General features: G+C 39.2%; 18 protein-coding genes and 1 pseudogene. 10 read left to right on the top strand and 9 right to left on the bottom strand.

All coding sequences use genetic code 11. The annotated features are described in order from the left end of the window. The first annotated feature begins 252 nt into the window (after positions 1-252). Complete coding sequence (locus K7B07_RS10940) at positions 253-1,122, top strand: AraC family transcriptional regulator (protein WP_223709576.1); 870 nt, start codon at positions 253-255, stop codon at positions 1,120-1,122. Between the two features lie 466 nt (positions 1,123-1,588). Here the strand turns inward: K7B07_RS10940 and K7B07_RS10935 are convergent, their stop codons facing one another. From K7B07_RS10935 to K7B07_RS10915, 5 genes and pseudogenes are all read right to left on the bottom strand, one after another. Beyond that, positions 1,589-3,109, bottom strand: coding sequence for an ArnT family glycosyltransferase (locus K7B07_RS10935; protein ID WP_223709574.1), 1,521 nt, complete (start codon positions 3,107-3,109; stop codon positions 1,589-1,591). A gap of 55 nt (positions 3,110-3,164) precedes the next feature. Then, on the bottom strand, positions 3,165-3,524 hold the full coding sequence (locus K7B07_RS10930) for a VOC family protein (protein WP_223709572.1): 360 nt from the start codon (positions 3,522-3,524) through the stop codon (positions 3,165-3,167). 658 nt (positions 3,525-4,182) lie between these two features. Then, a pseudogene (locus tag K7B07_RS27890) lies at positions 4,183-4,449 on the bottom strand (serine hydrolase domain-containing protein); the annotation flags it as partial. A 15-nt stretch (positions 4,450-4,464) separates the two neighbouring features. Further along, the gene (locus tag K7B07_RS10920; RefSeq protein WP_223709570.1) at positions 4,465-4,650 is read right to left on the bottom strand and encodes a hypothetical protein; all 186 of its coding nucleotides are present in this window, start codon (positions 4,648-4,650) and stop codon (positions 4,465-4,467) included. 129 nt (positions 4,651-4,779) lie between these two features. Next, complete coding sequence (locus tag K7B07_RS10915; RefSeq protein ID WP_223709568.1) at positions 4,780-5,250, bottom strand: hypothetical protein; 471 nt, start codon at positions 5,248-5,250, stop codon at positions 4,780-4,782. Between the two features lie 181 nt (positions 5,251-5,431). Here K7B07_RS10915 and K7B07_RS10910 point away from each other — a divergent pair, with 181 nt between their 5' ends. The 5 genes from K7B07_RS10910 (at position 5,432) to K7B07_RS10890 (ending at position 11,536) form a co-directional block, all read left to right on the top strand. After that, entirely contained in the window at positions 5,432-5,902 is a 471-nt protein-coding gene (locus tag K7B07_RS10910; RefSeq protein ID WP_223709567.1) for a hypothetical protein, read from the top strand. Positions 5,903-6,003: 101 nt separating this feature from the next. After that, entirely contained in the window at positions 6,004-7,938 is a 1,935-nt protein-coding gene (locus K7B07_RS10905; RefSeq protein WP_223709565.1) for a tetratricopeptide repeat-containing sensor histidine kinase, read from the top strand. A 53-nt stretch (positions 7,939-7,991) separates the two neighbouring features. Next, complete coding sequence (locus K7B07_RS10900; protein WP_223709563.1) at positions 7,992-8,798, top strand: helix-turn-helix transcriptional regulator; 807 nt, start codon at positions 7,992-7,994, stop codon at positions 8,796-8,798. 274 nt (positions 8,799-9,072) lie between these two features. After that, positions 9,073-10,743 (top strand): M3 family metallopeptidase, encoded by a 1,671-nt coding sequence (locus K7B07_RS10895; protein WP_223709562.1) that lies wholly within the window; start codon positions 9,073-9,075, stop codon positions 10,741-10,743. Positions 10,744-10,897: 154 nt separating this feature from the next. After that, entirely contained in the window at positions 10,898-11,536 is a 639-nt protein-coding gene (locus tag K7B07_RS10890) for a response regulator (protein ID WP_223709561.1), read from the top strand. Between the two features lie 314 nt (positions 11,537-11,850). Here the strand turns inward: K7B07_RS10890 and K7B07_RS10885 are convergent, their stop codons facing one another. Both K7B07_RS10885 and K7B07_RS10880 read right to left on the bottom strand, forming a co-directional pair. Then, positions 11,851-12,483, bottom strand: coding sequence for a response regulator (locus K7B07_RS10885; RefSeq protein WP_223709560.1), 633 nt, complete (start codon positions 12,481-12,483; stop codon positions 11,851-11,853). 3 nt (positions 12,484-12,486) lie between these two features. Further along, positions 12,487-14,406: a tetratricopeptide repeat-containing sensor histidine kinase gene (locus K7B07_RS10880; protein WP_223709559.1), complete on the bottom strand. Its 1,920-nt coding sequence runs from the start codon at positions 14,404-14,406 to the stop codon at positions 12,487-12,489. Between the two features lie 151 nt (positions 14,407-14,557). On the opposite strand from K7B07_RS10880, the gene K7B07_RS10875 reads away from it, so the two are divergent. From K7B07_RS10875 to K7B07_RS10860, 4 genes are all read left to right on the top strand, one after another. Further along, the gene (locus tag K7B07_RS10875) at positions 14,558-15,001 is read left to right on the top strand and encodes a hypothetical protein (protein ID WP_223709558.1); all 444 of its coding nucleotides are present in this window, start codon (positions 14,558-14,560) and stop codon (positions 14,999-15,001) included. 141 nt (positions 15,002-15,142) lie between these two features. Further along, entirely contained in the window at positions 15,143-15,754 is a 612-nt protein-coding gene (locus K7B07_RS10870) for a carboxypeptidase-like regulatory domain-containing protein (protein WP_223709557.1), read from the top strand. 237 nt (positions 15,755-15,991) lie between these two features. Beyond that, positions 15,992-16,624, top strand: coding sequence for a hypothetical protein (locus tag K7B07_RS10865; RefSeq protein WP_223709556.1), 633 nt, complete (start codon positions 15,992-15,994; stop codon positions 16,622-16,624). Between the two features lie 236 nt (positions 16,625-16,860). Then, entirely contained in the window at positions 16,861-17,253 is a 393-nt protein-coding gene (locus K7B07_RS10860; protein ID WP_223709555.1) for a hypothetical protein, read from the top strand. 270 nt (positions 17,254-17,523) lie between these two features. Here K7B07_RS10860 and K7B07_RS10855 read toward each other — a convergent pair whose 3' ends face one another. Continuing rightward, entirely contained in the window at positions 17,524-18,081 is a 558-nt protein-coding gene (locus K7B07_RS10855) for a hypothetical protein (RefSeq protein WP_223709554.1), read from the bottom strand. A 106-nt stretch (positions 18,082-18,187) separates the two neighbouring features. Continuing rightward, positions 18,188-19,462: a metallophosphoesterase gene (locus K7B07_RS10850; protein WP_223709553.1), complete on the bottom strand. Its 1,275-nt coding sequence runs from the start codon at positions 19,460-19,462 to the stop codon at positions 18,188-18,190. Between the last annotated feature and the right edge of the window lie 168 nt (positions 19,463-19,630).

Here is a 19,630-nt window from a genome sequence, read left to right as displayed (position 1 = left end):
GGCCGATTCCTTTAGCGATACAAAATAGTATTTGAATGGTAAGAAAGCGAACCTACAGCCGGAGAATGTTTCCGGTATAGTATTAATGTTTCATTGTTAAGTTGCTACAATGTGCGTCCGATCTTTTGGCATAGTACTTGTCAGATCAGGTATTTATCGCTGGTCTGTTTCTTTTCAATATATAGCTGTTCGCAGCGTCTGTCAGGTAAGGCTGTTCAAAATCAACAACACAAATAATCGAGTCGCCGGTTTATGAATAAATTTGAGATATTTCAACACAACTGCACCCCCCCAAAGGAGCACCAGATAAGTGCAACAACGATTAGTGATCTGCTGCACTATAAACCGCAACGTTTACATGTTCTTCATCGAATAAACTTTTATGTCATGCTCTTATTTACTACTGGTAGCGGCAGACACCAGGTAGATTTTGATGATGTAAATGTTATACCAGGGCATATGCTTTTTGTTGCAAAAGGCCAGATGCAAAGCTTTGATCCATTAGAAACGTATGACGGTTTTGGTCTCATGTTTACTGAAGAGTTTTTTTGCCGTGATAATTATTACCGTGAGCTTTTAAATAAAACCTTGCTTTACAATGACCCCTTACAGCTATCCTACTTTGATGTAGGAGAAAGGTTTGAAGAGCTTAAGGCGGCATTTCAGTACATTATTGAGGAGCAAAAGAGGCCGGCGCATGAGTTGCAGGAACTGCTGCTGCATAATTATCTGGTCAACATGATGCTTATTGCCGAAACGAAACACAACGCCAGGCAAAAGACGATGGTACCTGCTTATCAGAATTTGTTAATCATCAAATTCAAGGATCTTGTTGATAAACATCTGTCGGAACAATGGCCTATAGCAATCTACGCTAAAAAGCTAAATGTTACACAACGTACATTGGAAAATGCTTTTATGAAGGCTGAAGATACGACCCCCAAAAAGTGGCTTACAGATCGGCTGGTCCTGGAAATTAAGCGGCTATTGACACATGAAAACGTAACGATAAAAGAGATTGCCGACTATTTCGGCTTTAAAGAACTTACTAATTTTGTTAAATTCTTCAAAAAAGGCGCGGGTGTAACTCCGGCGGCATTTCGCCAATCCTTGCGAAGTTGATACCCAGGAATTCACTGTCGAATAAATAAATGGTACCCCAGCCAAAAAAGGGCTGCAATCTGTTTGTAAATGAATATTTTTTTATATGTTTCAGCTCTACATTCCTTTCGAATATGAGAAAAATTAGCAATGATGAGGATTGCCTGTTTTTTTTGAAACAGGATGCACCAGCGGCGCTTGAGTATCTAATACATATTTATTTTCCGGTTCTTTGCCGTTATGTCGAGAAAATAACGACAAATCGTGCAGAAGCAGAAGATGCTACAGAAGACGTGTTAATTAAACTATGGGACCGGCAATATTTTTGATGAAATCAAAGGGTTTCTGTATACCGCTGCTCGAAATGCTGGTTTGAATCTGCTGCGGTCCCGTAAACGCGGCGAGAAGCGAAACACAGCATTTACCGAAATAAACCAACATTTCATAATAGATGGCATTCTTGGAAAGTAGACTATGACTTAATCATTTATTCAAAAATTCTTCCTCTAAACTGTTCTTTCATCTCGTCAAAATTCTGATTTGGCCTTTTACAGACGTAAATATATTGGTAGAGTTCTTCGTCATTATCTGAATATGGGTTATATATAGTGCGTACTTTTTCTATATCTCCAAAATATGGCTCAAAATAATTACCAATTCTGTAGCTTAATGCAATCACTATATGGGGCATCTGCCCGGTCGGTGACCAGGTATAAAAGCTTCCGTGATAGGAGAAAGATTCAGGTAAGTTATATTGATCTCTAAACAAATTCACTGCTCCCGCTTGCCCATAATGTTTACCCCAAATCAAACAGTTTTCTTTTTCGCTTGTCGGCAGGTTATCATATACTTGTTTTAACTCCTGCATAGTTGTCCGCCATTTTTCTTTGGTGTAATATTCATCATATTTCACGCCATACGCTCCTCCATCAATATCTTTCCTTCCAAAAGGATAAATTTTTGACAGATAACGATTGAAACTATAAACAGGCATTCCAAATGGCACTAAAACACCGGCTAAAAGCATCAAAACTGTAACAGGATAAAAAACCCATTCTCTTTTTATAAATAGATACCGTTCCATAAATACAGCGCCAAAAGGAAGAACTGTTAATACAATTGGAAAGAAATAATATGCCTTCCCGTTTTTGTATAGAAGAGACAGAAAGGATAAACCTATAGCAACTGCCAATGGCGTTATTACTGATTTGTTTTTTGAGATAGCTAAATAATAAATTCCTGGAAGGAAGAGCAATAACGTTGTAATCGGGTTAATATCAATCAGGAGTTTTTTAATGTTGGCGGTTCGGCTCAGGCTTTCTAATTGCGTCTCGTAAAGCCTTGAAAACATTTGAAACGCTGGATAGTTATTAGAAATTTGCCAAATAGTATTGGGTAAAACGCAAATGCTAAAAACAAAAATGTTCCACCAGAATTTGTTTTGAATAAGCGCATTTCTGGTTCGCTTAAATATTAATAATGATGTTAAACCAAAAATGAAAAATACAGCGTCATATTTGGACAGGAAGCCCAGGGCACAAAATAAAGTAAGTAACCATAATGATTTTTTGTCGAGGTATTTTATAAACCTTAATAATTGATAAAAACCTAACACCCAAAATAACTGGCTGAAAACTACCGGTTGAAATAATTGTTGGGAGCGTTCAAAACCTGGTGCAATAATTAATCCCAGCAATACAAAAAACACCGCTCTATTATTTCCGCCCAATTCTATTGTAACCCTGGCTATAATTATTAAAATGATAACACCTGCTAAGTGTGAGAAAATATGATGAACAAAAACAGAATGTGAATGAAATAAATTCTGGATAAACGCCAATACACCAATTAAAGGGGGAAACTCCATGTAACCAAATGCAAGATGCTTACCGGTTTCTATATGTAGCAATTCATCTCCCTGGAAACCCGAATGATAGTCAGCTACAAGATGAAGTACCAGTTTTAAAAGGCAAATAATAAGAAGTGTAAGCTTTATTGGATTGGTCAATGATGAATTTTCAGGGAGTGGAAAATGAATTGTGCTCAGGTTATATTTTCTATATTTAACTGGCAATCTCTTTACCAAACGACAAGGTATTGCCGTCGGGGTCTCTGATAGCAAAATCTCTCATGCCATATTTTCGGTCAGCAAGCTCTACTAAAACAAATGCACCTTTTGTTATAATATCATGAAAATATTGATCCACTTCATCGCAAAAAATATAAACATTTCCTTCGCCCGTTGCTCTTCTGTTAATTCCTACACCAGGAGCCGATAGTTGGATCAAGACATTCCCGCACTTTAAACAACTCAAGGTTCCATATCGCCAATCGACGGCAAAACCAAGGACACCTGTATAGTATTTAATAGACGCCTCTAAATCACTAACGGAAAAAATAGTGGCTGAACATTCCGGGACCATATTCTATAAGTTTATAAAAATATTAGATATGAATATTTAGGCAATACCTGCATCAAAGAATGGATTTCTGTTTGTTATATAGCTTTTGCCCATAAAGATAGAGGTTATTGTAAATATCAAAAAAAACAGCCTCTTCTTTCTCATTTAGCGAAGTATTTGCAAAAAACACGACAGCAATTTGTTTATTCAGGTCAGAAAGCATAAAAGTCCTAAATTTACATTCGCCGGTTTGCGGACGGCTGTAAACAGAAAACGCACCAACTCTTCCGCAAGCTCTTTTTTAATACCCCGACGCCATTTATAAAGAATTTTGACAGATCCGCTACAGAAGTGTGCACACCTCCATCAGGATAGGTTATGGCTCCGTATAATGAAATATGCTTTATGGTATCTTTTGTTTTTGATACAGTTTTGAATGTCTATTTGTATCAATTTCTGAAAGGAACCAACCTGTTTGGTTCATATTTACGGTAATAAAAATATTTTTTTGTTATATTCATCCAGCCTTTCACCCGTGGCACATTCTACAATATGACCGGCAAGCCTCGCGTCAATATTCGAGTATTTCCGGTATGTGCCAGGTTTATGGTTCAAAAATTTTCCTTAGAGTAGTATTTTTCTCCAGTAATAAAATAATCTATCAGGAAGCTGTCCAAAGTTATAGGTGCGTCTTGTCCGTATAAAATGGATATCGATCTGCAAGCCCGGAAGTATGTGTAGCCAGCATTCTCAGCGTAATCTTTTCGTGCCGAAAGTATGGATGAACAATTTTAAAAGGAAAATATTGATTAATGTCTTCATCCAGAGTTGCCTTCCCCAGTTCCTCAGCTTTAATTATACAGGCGCCTGTTACTGTTTTGCTTATTGATGCAATGTTCATGATGGTGGAAATTGTGAAAGGCGTTCGCATCGTTTCGTTGGCAAAACCATAGGCGTTTTTTCAAATCAGTCTTTTATTTACTATAATTGCAGCGCCAATACCTACTATACCGCATTCTTCCATCTTTGTCTCAATGATGCTATCAATATTTTCAGAGGCTGAAACCAAAGGTTTTCCCTGCTGAGCATTCAAGTCCAGAAAATAAAATATGATCCCTTCGAAAATAATTAAACATGTATCTCTCATGGTAAATTAATCTTTTGCATTATGGCCCCGTGTTTTTCTAAAAACGATTTATTTCAATTATTTCGCGCTAAAATTCACTTCCAATACAGTTATATGAAGCCATTATCTAAAAAGGTTTATTGCCGGGATCTATTCATTATAAGTATACATTCTTAGATAGCCATGTGTTTGATCCACCGTAACACTTTGTTCATCCTTGACCGTATTTCCATTTACCTCGGCCCTATAACTGATTTTAAAAGGAGTTCCACTTTCTGCAAGCTCGCCTGCTAAGTTAATGCCTATTTTAAATAAAGGTTCGGTTATTTCTAAAACGTATGTTTTTGTATTTCCGGTAAAATTAGCGGCATTCAGGACGATGGCATCTTCTCCTGATCTAATCTGACCATTCACTTTCCAAATAGCTGTTTTCCCGGCGGTATTGTTGCCACTTGCACTAATGCTTACAACGCTGCCATTTGCCGCACCTGTAACAGTAAATGTAAATTTTGCTGTTTTTATCTTATTATCGTCAGCAGTACTTTTGTCCTTCCCACAGCTCGAAAACAAAGCGGGCAATGCGATCACCGTCATAAATAGGTAGATTTTAAAACGTTTCATAACATACAAGTTTTATTTCAATGAGAATGGACAAAGTTAGAATAGCCATGATACTCCGGCTATCCCTACAATCAGCCTTTTTAGTCAGCTATTTATAGGGGGGTAAAATCGACCATTATCATTATATTTTTGTGCGGAATCCTGATTATGAGTAAAAAAGATTAAAAATAAAATTCACTTTATGAAGCCTCTTTTACTATTGTTACCATTTATTATAAGTATAATGTGGGCAAATGGACAATCAGCTCCTGATAGTATATCAAAGGAGGTCCGGGATATATCGGATCCTCAAATATTCAGGCTTCCGTTTTCAAGAAGAAATGCTGATTTAAAAAAACAGCCAACTTTGGCTATTCTAAAAACAGGGCTTAATGTGATGCGGTATTCGGGTATCGCTATTGCTGCCGGAGGTGTTGTACTTTTGACGTATATGACTTTTTACGCCAAAAAACCTAATTGGGGAGAAAACAACAGCAGCGAGCCTTTTAACGGCCTGGACAGGGGTTTATATATCGGTGGCTATGTTGTAGGCGCGATGGCATTGGGTGGTGGGACTACCATGATTATTGTCAGTGGCAGAAAATTAAAAAAACTTAAAAGAAGCACAGTATATGTATCTCCCTCAAGCATGGGATTTACCTATCATTTTTAGCCTTACACGAACTATTTCCTTAACTGCGACACACTATCCTTTTTTTACAAGAGGTAGCAATTATGCGGGCTAATCATATTTTTGTATTAATTTTTATAATAATGCGCCTGTTACGCAGCCTGATCTGTTTGAGTTGTATATTTCCATTGTTGAGTAATGCCCAACAATACAACGATAATTATAAAGATAGTTTGCAACATGTACTGACAATTAATGCAACGGATAGTATTAAGGCCAGAGCTTGTTTTTTGCTATCGTACGAATGGTCATATACCGATACGGTAAAAGCGCGGCAGTTTCTCGAACTCGGCACAAAATTTTCGGGAAACAACAAGTACCTCCATGCGCTATCTGCCTGTTACGCAGGATTCCTATTTTTTGATACTGATACAAAAAGGGCGGAAAGATTATTTTTAAGATCAGATTCGCTGTTAACTCCGTTCACAACTCCCGAAGCTTATCTTTTCAGGTCAAAATGCTGGCGTAATTATGGAGCGCTAAGATTGAATGCAAATGATTCAAAAACAATGCTGGCTGTTTTGATCACTTATGCCATCCCTTTTGCGATCAAATCGGGAGATAAGGAATACCTGGCAAAAAATTATGCAGATATTGGCCTGGTTTTTATGAATCAGTTGCAATATGACAAAGCAGAAACATATTATGACAAGGCTATTTCGATTTTACAACAGACAGGGAAAAGCAAGTTAGACAACATGGATATTTTTATTAATGCTGCCAGAAACCTATTATACATAAATAAATTGAGTGAGGCAAAGGAACTGATTGATGATATAAGTCCTTTTGCGCCTTCAGGTACAGTTTATGAAACAGATGTTCTTATGAACACCGGTATTTATTTGATTGAATCAAACCAACATTCGGAGGCATTAAAAGTACTCGACGAGGCTCTATCGATTGCACACAAATTGCAAAATGCAGATCTTGCAGAAAGAATTATGTTTGAGCAATATAGGGCATATTCGGGTTTAGGAAATTATAAGAAAGCAATAGTCATTCTGCTCCGGCTTGTCAAAAACCCGGCAAGGAATTCCAGCCAAAACAAGCTAATGATATACCAGGAACTCGCAACAGCCTATGAGAAAAATGGCAATACGAAAGCAGCCTATAAATGGCAAAAAGAATATAGCAGGTTGCTCGACAGTGTGGATAAAAGTAAACTCAAAGAAGAAATAAACGGGCTTGAAATAAAATTCCATAGCGCTGAGAATCAAAAAAGAATAACGGAATTAAATGCCTCAAACATTACCGCAAAGCTAACAGCAAAAAACAGCCGTCTGGTTAATTGGTTATTAGGCTCGATAAGCCTTTTATTACTTGCTACAGTCTTATTCGTTTTGGTTTTTTATAGAAATAGTAAACAATCGTCAATACAGAAAGCTCAGATTGAAATTACAAAAGCTGTAGTACAGGCACAGGAAGGGGAAAGAACAAGGATCGCACGGGATTTACACGATGGCTTGGGCGGCATGCTGACAACAACGAAACTGAACCTGGAGCGCGTTGCTTATGAAAACGGAAGTCATCACGATAACGAAATACGTAATATCTTAAGACAGCTGGACAATTCTGTTTTGGAGCTTAGGCGTATTGCACGCAATATGATGCCGGAAATGCTGCTCAAACTAGGTCTTGAAGCAGCATTGAGGGATTTGTGCAAGCTCCTGGTAAAACGCAATCTCCATATTAATTTCCAATTTTTAGGGGAAGAAAATGCTATTAGTATGGAGACAAAAATTATCATCTACCGGATTGTCCAGGAGCTCCTGACCAACTGTGTCAAACATGCCAATGCCCAACATGTAATGCTTCAGTGCGCGCAGCATGGGTCTGTGTTTTTTATTACTGTGGAAGATGACGGAAGAGGGTTTGATAACGAGGATCCGGTTAACAGTATGGGCGTGGGACTAAGCAATATTCAAAGCCGGGTAGCCTACTTAAATGGCAAGATGGAAGTCCTTTCTAAAAATAGGCAGGGTACTTCCGTAAATATAGAGATCTATGTCACCTCCTGAACAAACGACAATTAATACAAAAATTTAAGTTTTATAACTGTAGCATTCATTCTATGGTAATAGTGCAACAACCAGGCGTTCCGTTTTTAGGCAATAATCAATTCGCGCGATCTGTCGGGGACTCAATCATTGCCCTCACTCATTATAGTAGTACGGCCGTTTTTGAAGAGTGGCATGCTCATACAACCTCAAGTATTAGCTTTTTACTTTACGGTACTTATGAAGAGCATTTGTTGGGCATGCGATACAAACGTATGCCAGGAGATATAAAATATGTTCCTTTTGGCGAAGCACACCGCTGTGTTTTTTATACGCCCGGCACACGCGCAATAAACCTGAACTTAACGCCCTCACTGTTAAAACAACTGGATCTAGCTGATAACAAAATCATGCAAGTACTACATGATTTTAAACACACCAAATTTGCCTTAGTTAAGCTATTTAAAGAACTGTTGACCGCTGACGAAAGTATGGAAGCAGTGAGTCAGTTGACGCTCCATCAACTTTTTTATCCGGGCATTCTATCTCTTAAAAAATATAATCAGCCTCCCCGTTGGGTCATCATTCTGAAAGAAATACTTCACGACGAATGGAATACTTCTTATGAATTGAATGACCTGGCCAACAGGTGTGGCGTGCATCGGATTACAATTTCCCGCTATTTTCATCAATATTTTTCAATCACATTAGGCAGGTATATCCATCAAATAAGGATTGACAAGGCCATGTCTATGATTAAAGCCACTTCGCTTTCACTAACTGATATTGCCTATAAATGTGGCTTTGCTGATCAGGCGCATTTTACCCGCACTTTTAAGAATATTACTGGCTTTCTTCCCAGGGATTTTAGAAAAATCTAATCGGATTTAAGGCTAATTACATTCAATTTTACAACGTGGTATACCATTATTTTTGCTCTTAATCTAATGTAATAGCATGCTAAAATATTCAACCTTTTTTCGGAAAGTACCAGTTTTACTTACTTGTCTGGTTTTGTTTTATAACAATGGCTATGCCCAATTATGCGACCCCTTTGACGGCAATGCTGACCTGTTCCATGCAAAACTAAATCGGTATTTTACCTCCCCGTCGATAGAGCTATCATTCAGAAAGAGACTTATAGACAGTATAAAATTGTTCGAAAAAGACAGCGTACTAACCTTAAATCGTTTGTCAAAGTGGCTGGATCAACGGGAACGACTGTTAGTTTCACTCCAAAAGCATTATCAATATCATATTTTGTGCAACTATATCAATGCCAAAGATTCCTTTGCAAAAGCAGGTATTAATGATCTGGGTGAAATTATCGGTACACTAAACAATCAGCTTACCAGAATTGCGCAGCAGTTTTCATCCAATAAACTCACCTATGATCAGCTAAAAAAGAACGGGTTACTAAAGTATCGGTACCTGATTGAAAAAGAACTAAAAAATACAGCGCATTTACGTCCGGCTCATGATGAAGCAATAATCAGGGAATTATCAGGTAACACTGTTGACCGGCTTGTTGATCGTTATGACACCCTAATGGGAAGTATAAGGGCCGATGACATACTTGTAAATAATAACAAGTATTTAAATCCCATCAAGGACAGAGGAATTTTGATGAAAGATACCAGCGCCTTTATTCGAGCGGCAGCGAATAAAGCTTATTACTTCGCTTATGAACCTTATATGTTACTGTTAGGAGCCACATTAATTGACATTACTCAACAGCATACAGCACAGGCCAAGATAAATGGTTTTAAAAATCATCCTGAAAAAATATATGCGCAGCGTCTGGAACTTTCCGATGACAGCGTAAAGCAATTATTAACAGGAATTTTCTCCTATGCAAATATCCTTAAAGATTATAAAAAATTGGTGCAAAGCCCTCCAATAAACTCCCAGGCAAAGTTCGATTGGAAACCCTTGTCTTTTACAAAAACAAAAACACTTTTAATAAGTGCGCTTACTCCTTTAGGGAAGGAATACTGTCGGCAATTTGCATGGTTGATAGAGCCTGCTAACGGAGCGCTGGAAATAGGTCCCGGCTTAAACAGGGTAAGAGACAACACTTCCGTTGGTTATCCGCAGGTGCCTGTCAGCCTTTATATGAGAAGCTATAACGGCTCACTAACCGCCCTACAGATATTAATACATGAGGGAGGACATGCCCTGCACACCCTATTAAAGGGCAATCAATTAAGCGTTCCTGCTTACAGCTATGGGCCGAATTTTCTATCTGAAGCCTATGCGATGCTCAACGAGCTACTATTGTTGGATTATTTGCAGCAACAGGCACCTTCTATAGAAAGCAAGGCTTTTTTTGCTAAACAATTTCTCGATAAACTTGCTTTTGAAATATTTACTTCAGCGCAGGAGGGTACATTTGAACAAGGCCTCTATGAGGGAGTAGCAGACGGTACTATTACTAATAGTAAAGATATAGATAGCTTATACTCCAGTATCATGATTCAATATGACAGCTCTTTTAACTATGAACCCAACAGGAGTATTGAATGGATACAGAAACGGCTTGTATTTTATGATCCGTTATATAATGTAACTTATCTTTATGCTATGTTGGTTAGCTGCAAGTTATTTACTATGCTTCAGGCAGATCCGGATAAAACTGCAATAAGGTACATTTCGATGTTGAAGAATGGTTTTGACGCGCCTGCTGAAACATTACTTAAACAATTCATGAGATTTGGCCTGGATAAAGAAAGCCTCCTTAATAGTGCTTTTCAGGTTATGCGGAATAAATCCGCCGAGTTAAAAAAAATGTATACAGATATGCACTGTAGCAACAACTTAAAGTAATATTAGGTCATAAAAAGGGCATGAACAGCACCTATGATCAGATTCGGATAAATAAATTAATTTGGACAATATTAAAGCCAGTATACATGGTTAAATGGCAAAAGAGACTTTACATTTAAGGGGAGATAAAGCAGCATCATAAATATAAAACTCAATGTTATCTGCCAAAATTAAATTAGCCATCGTTGATGACCATCCAATAGTAATAGAGGGGTTAACCAATCTTTTACAAAAAAAAGAGGAAATTAAGATTGTAGGCACTTTTACAAGTGGGCATCATTTTATTGACTTTTTAAAACAAACAGCTGTACAGGTAGTATTGCTGGACGTTTACCTGCAGGACATCAGCGGTATGGATTTGTGCAAAGAAATAAACGCTATATCACCCCAAACCATTATACTCGCATTCAGTAATCACGATGAATGGAGTGCTATCATGAAAATGTTGGAAAATGGAGCAAGAGGATATGTGCTAAAAAGTTCAACAATTGAAGAGCTGCTGAAATGTATTAATGAAGCAATATCTGGTGAAATAACATTTAGCTCAGCTGTGAAGGAAATTATTTCGCAACCACCAAAGAATGATAAATTTCAGGAAAACATAAAGCTCACCAATCGCGAAAAAGAAATTTTAGCGCTGATAGCTTCAGGAATGACAACCACTGATATTGCCAAACAACTTTTTTTAAGCAAATTCACCATTGACGGGCACAGAAAAAATCTGTTACAGAAATTCAGCGCAAAAAACGCGGTAGAATTAATTAATGCAGCCAAGCTACATGGATTTCTTTAAAATATGAAGGACGATTGTTGTTAACCACTCCTGCAAATTTTTTTCAGGGCGAGTACCCTTTTTATAACCGGCACCGCCTCAAAGCGATCGTAAATTCATTCTCTTAACAGCTTTCATTCATTGCCGCTACGCCACTGGCAAATTGCAGGCTCATTTAAAGGGTAGCGAATCGCACCCCTTGTAAATACTTGATTTAATAGAATTCTGCGAAAGACCAAACTCAATCTGACAAAAAGTTAAATGTCAGCCTGTACATCAGAGTTTATTTAATATAACAGAAAACGAGAAAAATTGTTTGGAACCAAAAACGTTCCTTAAATTAGCCCCATGGTTCTTGCCTTGTCCAACATACTTATCGTATTACTTACATTGAATTTGGCCAACAGGTTTTTACGGTGTGTTTCTACTGTACGGGTTGAAATAAATAGTTTTTCAGCGATCTGCTGAGAGCTCAATCCGCTTTTGAGAAAAAACAATAGTTCTTTTTCCCGACGGGTTACCAGCGGCTGTTCTTTCTGCAATGTATCGCTTAAAATAGAAGCAATCGTCTGCTGCATCTCTTCACTGTAATAAGTGCCCCCCAGATAAACCAGATTGATCGCATTTTCAATTTCTTCGACAGATGCACTTTTAAGCAGATAGCCAGACGCCCCGTTACGAATCATTTTAATAAGCGTGCTTCTGTCATCACGTGAACTTATTATCAAAATTTTAACCCGCGGGAATTGCTTCCTGATGGTAAGACATACATCCGTTCCGTCGCCATCAGGCAAATTGATATCGAGCAGAATAATATCGGGTTGCTTTTGCCGGAGTTTCTCAAATAGCTGTGATATAGTGGCAACAGCTTCAACAATAACCATATTGCTGATATTATTAATCATCTTCTGCAGTCCTTCGTTAATCAACGGATGATCATCGCAAACTATTATCTTTATTGATTCCATCTTTTATAATACAATTTCTATATTTACCACCGTACCTTTATCTTTTCCGGAGTCGATGTGAATATCTCCATTCAGCAGGCTTATACGGCTTCTGATATTATTCAATCCAAGACCCGCTTTTTCGAAAAAAGGGTCAAAGCCAATGCCATTGTCTTCTACAGTTAAAAGCAAAAGTTGGTCTTCCACAATACAATTTAATAAAATATTGCCGGCTTTTGAGTGCCTGATGGCATTCGTGATCAGCTCCTGTATAATTCTGAAGATCACTAACTCTTTATCACTATTCCGTAATATCTCCAACCCCTTAAAATAGAAATGAAAACCGACACCTGAGCCACGGAAAGAATGGCAGAAGTCTTTTATGTTGTTTTCCAGTCCGTTATTTTTCAGATGATCCGGTACCAGGCGATGAGTCGTTTGTCGAAATTCCCTGATGGCTCCCTCCAATAATCCAATAGCTTCGTTGATTTCACCAATGTCTGGTTTTCTGACAGCATTTTCCAGCTTCAGTTTAATGCCGGCGAAAGTGCCGCCGAGCCCGTCATGCAACTCCCTCGCCAACCGTTTACGTTCCTGCTCTTCACCGTAAATCAATGCATTTTTTACCGCTACCTCTTTTCCTGCAGACAATAGTTTTAGCTGCTGAAGGCTCCGCCTCCTCCTGTTGTGGAGCAGGATAAAGAATATAGCAGCCGACAGGAGCAGTATTAATACAGTAAGTACAATAATGGATTGTTTTTGCCGATTGGCGTTTTCCAATTTAAGTATCTTATTTTCTTGCTCCGCAACATCAAATTTGGCATAGATCTCAGCGATTTTGACCTTTTCCTGAACTGCATGAAGGCTATCTGAAGAGACTTCCGATGCTTTAAGAAAATGATAGGCAGATCTGTAATCGCCTAATTCGGCTTCCACCTCCGCCTGCAGCTTTAGGATATAAGTACGATTGTTGAGTGAAAAATCATTGGCAGTTTTTGTCAATAGGCTGTCCAGGATAAGCTTACTCTCCTTATACCGTTGCAGGTATTTCAGCGCATTGGCCTTTTCATAAGCCAGCCGGATGCCGGAAATAGTCATCGTTGGGCTTTTCCCGGCATACTCCAATCCCTTATTAAATTGTAAAAGCGCATTGGAGTAATCATTCCTCATTTCATAGTACCTGCCATAATTCAGATAATAGTCTCCATGATACACAGGATCGCCTACCTGGCCCAGGTATTGCCTGGCAGTATCCAGGACCTGCTTTACCTCATCCGGCTTTTTTTTCAGATACGTCATACATCCCGCGATTGAAGTATAAGCATCCGCCAGCACCCTTGATCTCCTGGCAGAAGGCGCTCCTTTAAGACCGGACCGGATCCCACGCCGGAAGTAGGTTATTGCGTTTCCATAATCCTCCTTATTGCTGTAAACCGTCCCGATAGCATTGTACGCAGATGCTATACTTAACAGGTCGCCGATCCGTTCTGAAAGAGGAATAACCTTATTGAGCAGGATACTGGCAAATTCGTCCTGCCTGCTGTTTATCTGCAAAAAGATACCACAGTTGTGCCAGGCTCTGGCCGTTGTCTGCAATGCTTTGTTGGTACTGTACGGCTTAAGCAGCTGAATGGACATTTGGTACAGGTGCTTGGCTTTTGCAGTGTCGCTCATCCAGATGATCTGAGCCTCATAAAAAGGGTCAAACGCCTGCAGATATTTATTCTCACCGGCCAGCGTCCGCGCCTGGTTTAACGTCTCATAGGCCGCTTTGCTATCGAATTCTGATTGCAGGTCTACTGTTTCATATAAAAGAAACACTTTTTTCTCGACGTTTTGCTCTTTAGCTGCAAGTTGTTGCAAGCTGTCTATAGCGTTGATCTGTGCTAAGGTCTGCAGGCAGCACGTCAGGTATAAAACCAATAATAAGTACTTAAGGTCCATCCGAACTAAATTTTCCACAAAGCTTATCAATAAAATCCGTTACCGGTATTTTATAACTAAATATACCGCTTTTACGGTATAAGAAATACCGTTTTTACTGTATTGATTGCCCTTCGGGGATGCCATAGCTTTGTATCAAAACATAATCATTATGAAAAATACAGATCGAAAAAGAACGCTCAGTGTATTCACGGTATTTTTTTTGATAGTATTGATTGCCGGATGCAGCAAAAGTGACAATGCCCCGGATAGCGATGATCCTGACGATCCCTCAAAGGCGACTATCTTTAAGCCTTCGGATTTTGAAATCTATAATCTGAAGAACATTTCACAGAAAGGCGTTCCCCATGAAAAACAATTCGGTTATAACGTTCGCAACAATTCGGACAAAGATTATATCGATAATCCGCAAAATGGAGACTTTGAGGTGTATATGCGTGTTAAGGGTTCTGATGGTGCATGGTATGACCGAACCGAACCAATAGAAAATCTGAATGCCGGGGCCTCTCAGTATGATCGGATGGTTATCAGTGCCCCCAACGGCATCACACTAAATGCTTCCACACTAGAGTACAAAGTAAGAGTTGATGAATAGTCTTAACAACGCTGTAAAAGTCTGTGGCCTCGCACAGGGAAAGATCAAATGATAATCATTTTTAAAATCAGGTCCGGAATCTGGCTCTTAAGGCCTGCTATAACAGCTTTCGAAATATATCCTCAATAAAAAACAACCCTAATGCTGAAAGAAGTATTTACGCTTGTCACCCTGCTTTATACAACTCATTTTGCAAATGCGCAATACACGCAGCCAGAAAAAGACGATACCATCCGGTTATATGCAAAAACCCCTTTTGATTCTCTGACTGCAAAAAAAGCCCTGGCAGAGGGCACAGGCACCATAAAAGGCCAGGCTTTTACAAGACCCCGCTTCGGCGGCTATCCCTTCAAATTCGGGGCAAAAATCCTTGCTAATAAAATTACCGTGCTGCTTTTCCCGGTCACACCCTATTTGCTCGATTACCTGCAGGTAAAAAAGAAGGAAAACCGCAAAAAACTCAAATACGCCTATATTGATGAAACCGCATTCCGGTACCGCCTAACAGCGGTTACCAATAGCGATGGCGAATTCACTTTTCCTAAAATGAAACCCGGCAAATATTATTTAGAGGCGATTCTCCCCTGGAGCGAAACAAAGTCTTACGATGCATATACAGGTACCGGCTATGGCATGTACAGTACTGTTAATTATTATGAAACCCGGTATTACAACCAATCCCACTATGATAAGCTTACTGAATTTGTGGAAGTGAAGGCTGAAGGTGAAGTGCTACATGTTAAACTGAAATAATTGTAATTTATATGCCAACAAAAATGAATACATCCTCTCTCCTTAAACTGGAAATGATAGCGCCGAACAAGCTTTACGCAGCAGTGTTAGGTACTAAGGTATATAGGACAGCAGCTCCGGGCAGCAGGCTGTGAGCATTAAGATAAACGGCGGAGTACTGATCAGGGAAAAATTTGTTAGCGCTGGCATGAACTTATACACTATGCAACGCTGGTATAAAATTAAAAACTCAACGGTATGCAATACAGACTTTTGTTATTTGGTGTTCTCTTTTTTGCGAAGGCCTCCAGCGGACAGGTAAGAACAATTGAGGCCGAGCCGAAAATAAAAACCCTTTACCCCGAAGCTACTTTTGATTCGGCAATGGCGCTTTCCATGCTGGCAAAGGGAACCGCTTCCATTAAGGGGCAGGTATCTATAAAACCGAGAAATCAGTTTGGGGGGAAAGCGCCTTTGGCAAAATCATATTTAGGTTCAAATATGGTGGTGTCCTTGTTCCCCGTAACCCCTTACCTTGAAAAGTGGTACCAGTACCGACAGCAGCGGGAAGGAAAGACTATAATAATAGCCATGTCACCCCTGGCATATCAATCCCGGATTGACACCAAAACCGACGATAAAGGATATTTTAAATTTACGGAGCTGAAGCCTGGAAAATACTTCTTACAAACTTATTTCGACGTTGATTATACAGCCGACGGTGGTTACAGCGTCTCCAGGAACCAGTTTTATACAAAAGAGGTCCATTATACGGAGCGAATAGAGAAATTCGTTGAAATACGGAATGGCGAAGACCCAGTGAATGTAAAATTAAACGATGGCAAAAAAATATACGACAACAGCTATCGTCGAAGAACTTTTTCGGATTAAACCTATGCCACACAGAAAGTCTACATCTTCCATTCTTAAACGCCTCGTTGATGGGTTCTTTATGTTTGTTAATATAAATTTTTGTACTATGAAAGGTATTGATAAACTGCCTTATAGATCCAAGGATATACAGGCCTTATACATATTGTTGCAGGCAACTTAGGGCAGGTAATCATCCTGAATGCAGGCATAAGGCGTTGAGGTCTATTCAATTCTTCAAAACCAATCTTTATAATATGTTCACAAAGTTATTTTCATTACAGGCTGTTGCCTTAATCTTATTTGCCGGTATCTTATTTACCGGCTGCAAGAAAGATCGTCATTTTTCTGCAAAAGATGCCGACGGTTATTATCTGATGACTGAAATAGAGTACCAAGGTAAGATATACACCCGGGCAGACGGTGTGGACGGAGACATCACTATTGAGGATAATGGCACGTATATGGAAATGTATGTAACTATGGATGATGAAGAAGTTGCAGACGACTACTTTACCATTGTTGTAAAAGCATCCGGCGACAAACTGAATATTTATGAGGCCGATGGAGTAACGCAGGTAGGGGATATCCAGGACAACGTACTCGAGCTGCGGGCGGGCAGCAGTAGATTCCGTGCTACTAAAAGATAACACGATTGTTACGCTATATTAATTTTTATACTCTAAGATGGTGCGTACTGTTTGTCTTCTGTATCCCTGTGTTGATTACAGGATGCTCCAGGAGCAAGATCCTGGTGGTATGAGGTTTATTACTTTAGATTCAAGGTTAATGGGCAACTAAAATAGATTTCAGCCGCACCGCTTCTTTTCAATTGGGGGAGGTAGATGGTCCGGGCGGACATTTTTTTGTGATAGGTGTTGAAGAGCCTACCCAATCAGGCACGAGTGATTAATGAATTCTTACTTTTTCTTATAGGGGAAAAGAAATTCTCCGCTTTTGACCTCTCTGAAAGTTTCCAAATTCCCGGAGCTGGTAACGCGTAGTTTTCCTGAGAATTTACCCTTCGCAATACCGTTTTCTATGGATATAATAGTAAGCGTAAAGCTATCTCCTGATAAGGCAGATCCCGTGGACGCTGTCCAATGATAGGTGTTGGGAACGTCATCTAAGAACTCTGTAAAAGATGCTGACATCCGGCAGCTTCCGTCATCCAGCTTATACGTCTTGACAGAGAGCGCCCCCTTTGCATCACGAATGTTAATGGTGAACCCTTTTTTACCCTTCAGCGAGTTACCACTGCCTGTAGTCAGTGCGTTCAGGTTCCATGTCTGGTTTTCCTTTTCTTCCATTTTGGCGAGATAGGGCATGTGCAATTGTTCTCCGTCAACCGTTACTTTGATATAACCCTGCAGATCATCTTTTTCGCCTTCTACATCACTTTTACTGCATCCTGTAACCAATAGAGCAGCAAATAATAACATCCACACGCCTGTAAACCGTATTTGTAATTTTGTCATTTTCTTGAAATTTTATTTTAAAGATTTATTTATCCTGAGCTACTTTTTGATAAATTGTGTTCGTTGTGTAAATGGCCGAGAGAACTCCGGTATTCTAGCTACAAGATCATATTTGTAAGCTTTTCTTATTGCCGGAGTCGTCGATTTTGTAGTAATTGTTATCCTGAATTAACAGGCCTTTGGTGTGTCCACTGTTGAGCCTCTCGCTATGTTCTACATCAATTTTGATCACTCTTCCGTTATACCCGGTGGAGATGTCATCCACAACGGAATGACCTATAATGATTCTTTCCGCGTCATAAAATTTAAGGATATACAACAAATCATTCATAGAGGTCGCTTCAGCATCAATTCGGTTTAGTCTATATGTCCACTTTATTTTCCAATCCAAATTGAGCCGCCGGTCCCAAAAAGGGCTGTTAATAGTGTTGGTAATCAGTTTATGCCGTTTATCCTGCAGTGTATCAGCGTATGGTTCTTTTCCTAAATGGTTTCTGGCGATGGTGTTCATTTCTTCTATTGACAATCTTTCTTCCAAATGGAACTTATTCAAGCCGCCGTGAACAAATAAATTGCCGCCTATTTTTTCAACAATATTTTTGCTTCTTAGCCAGCTACCCAATTCTGACTTCTCCGAGTAGAGGTATAATATCGCTTTATCCCAGTCAGATTGTCCGCTGATTCTTTTTGCTACCTCTATGTATTTAAAATCATTATCGGAAGCGTTCCCGGTCAAATTCATCACTTCGTGGTTACCCAGTATAAAATGAACCTTGCCCCCGCTTTGAGCGGCCTGATTTTCCAAATGATAAATAAACCAAAGCAACGGCACAACCTGGCTGCCTCTATCAAAAAAATCTCCATTCAGAACCAATGATCCTTTTCCAAAAATCCAGTTTCCTCTTTTGTCTATTACTTTATGGGCAAGAAGCAGGCTGTAAAATCCCGTCAGGTTGCCTTCCATGTCTGAAACAGCAATTAACCTGTCAGGTTTTTCATAGTTAAACTCTTCAACCGGATAATTGGAACGGAGCTGTACAGAAAAACGGGGAAACGCTTTGATACCTGTTTCTACGTCAACCCATCCAGTACTATCGATGATTTTTTCTTCCAGTTTATTTGCCCTGGTAACGCAATAACTTTTACGTCCGAAAATATACGGCCCATCAACTCCCTTAAGAAAAGTGGGGAATGGTTTGTTTATCAGAAATCCTGAAGCTTTATCTTCTCTGCCTAAATCATCCAGCCCCGACCAATAAAAGTGGGTAATACCCGTCCTGGAATCAATATCTCCATGTCCAAAATAGATGGTTGTAATTATATAATAAGCCGCAACTACAATCAACACCCATTTAAATATTTTTTTTTTGATAATCCTCATTTTAGTCAAAATCAGATAATCCTTAGGTTCTGTTATGTGAAGGTTACAATTTTATCAGCACTATTATTTTCATGGCCGATCGTACTCCTAAATGGTCCTAATATTTAAAGGGGAAGCGCTTGTTTCGCGGGCATCATATTGTATGGTCCATTAACTGTTCATTGCTTC

Source organism: Niabella beijingensis (assembly GCF_020034665.1).
GTDB classification, from domain to species: Bacteria; Bacteroidota; Bacteroidia; order Chitinophagales; family Chitinophagaceae; genus Niabella; species Niabella beijingensis.
Note: the sequence above shows the minus strand (reverse complement) of the source record. Positions and strands in the feature narration are given on the sequence as shown.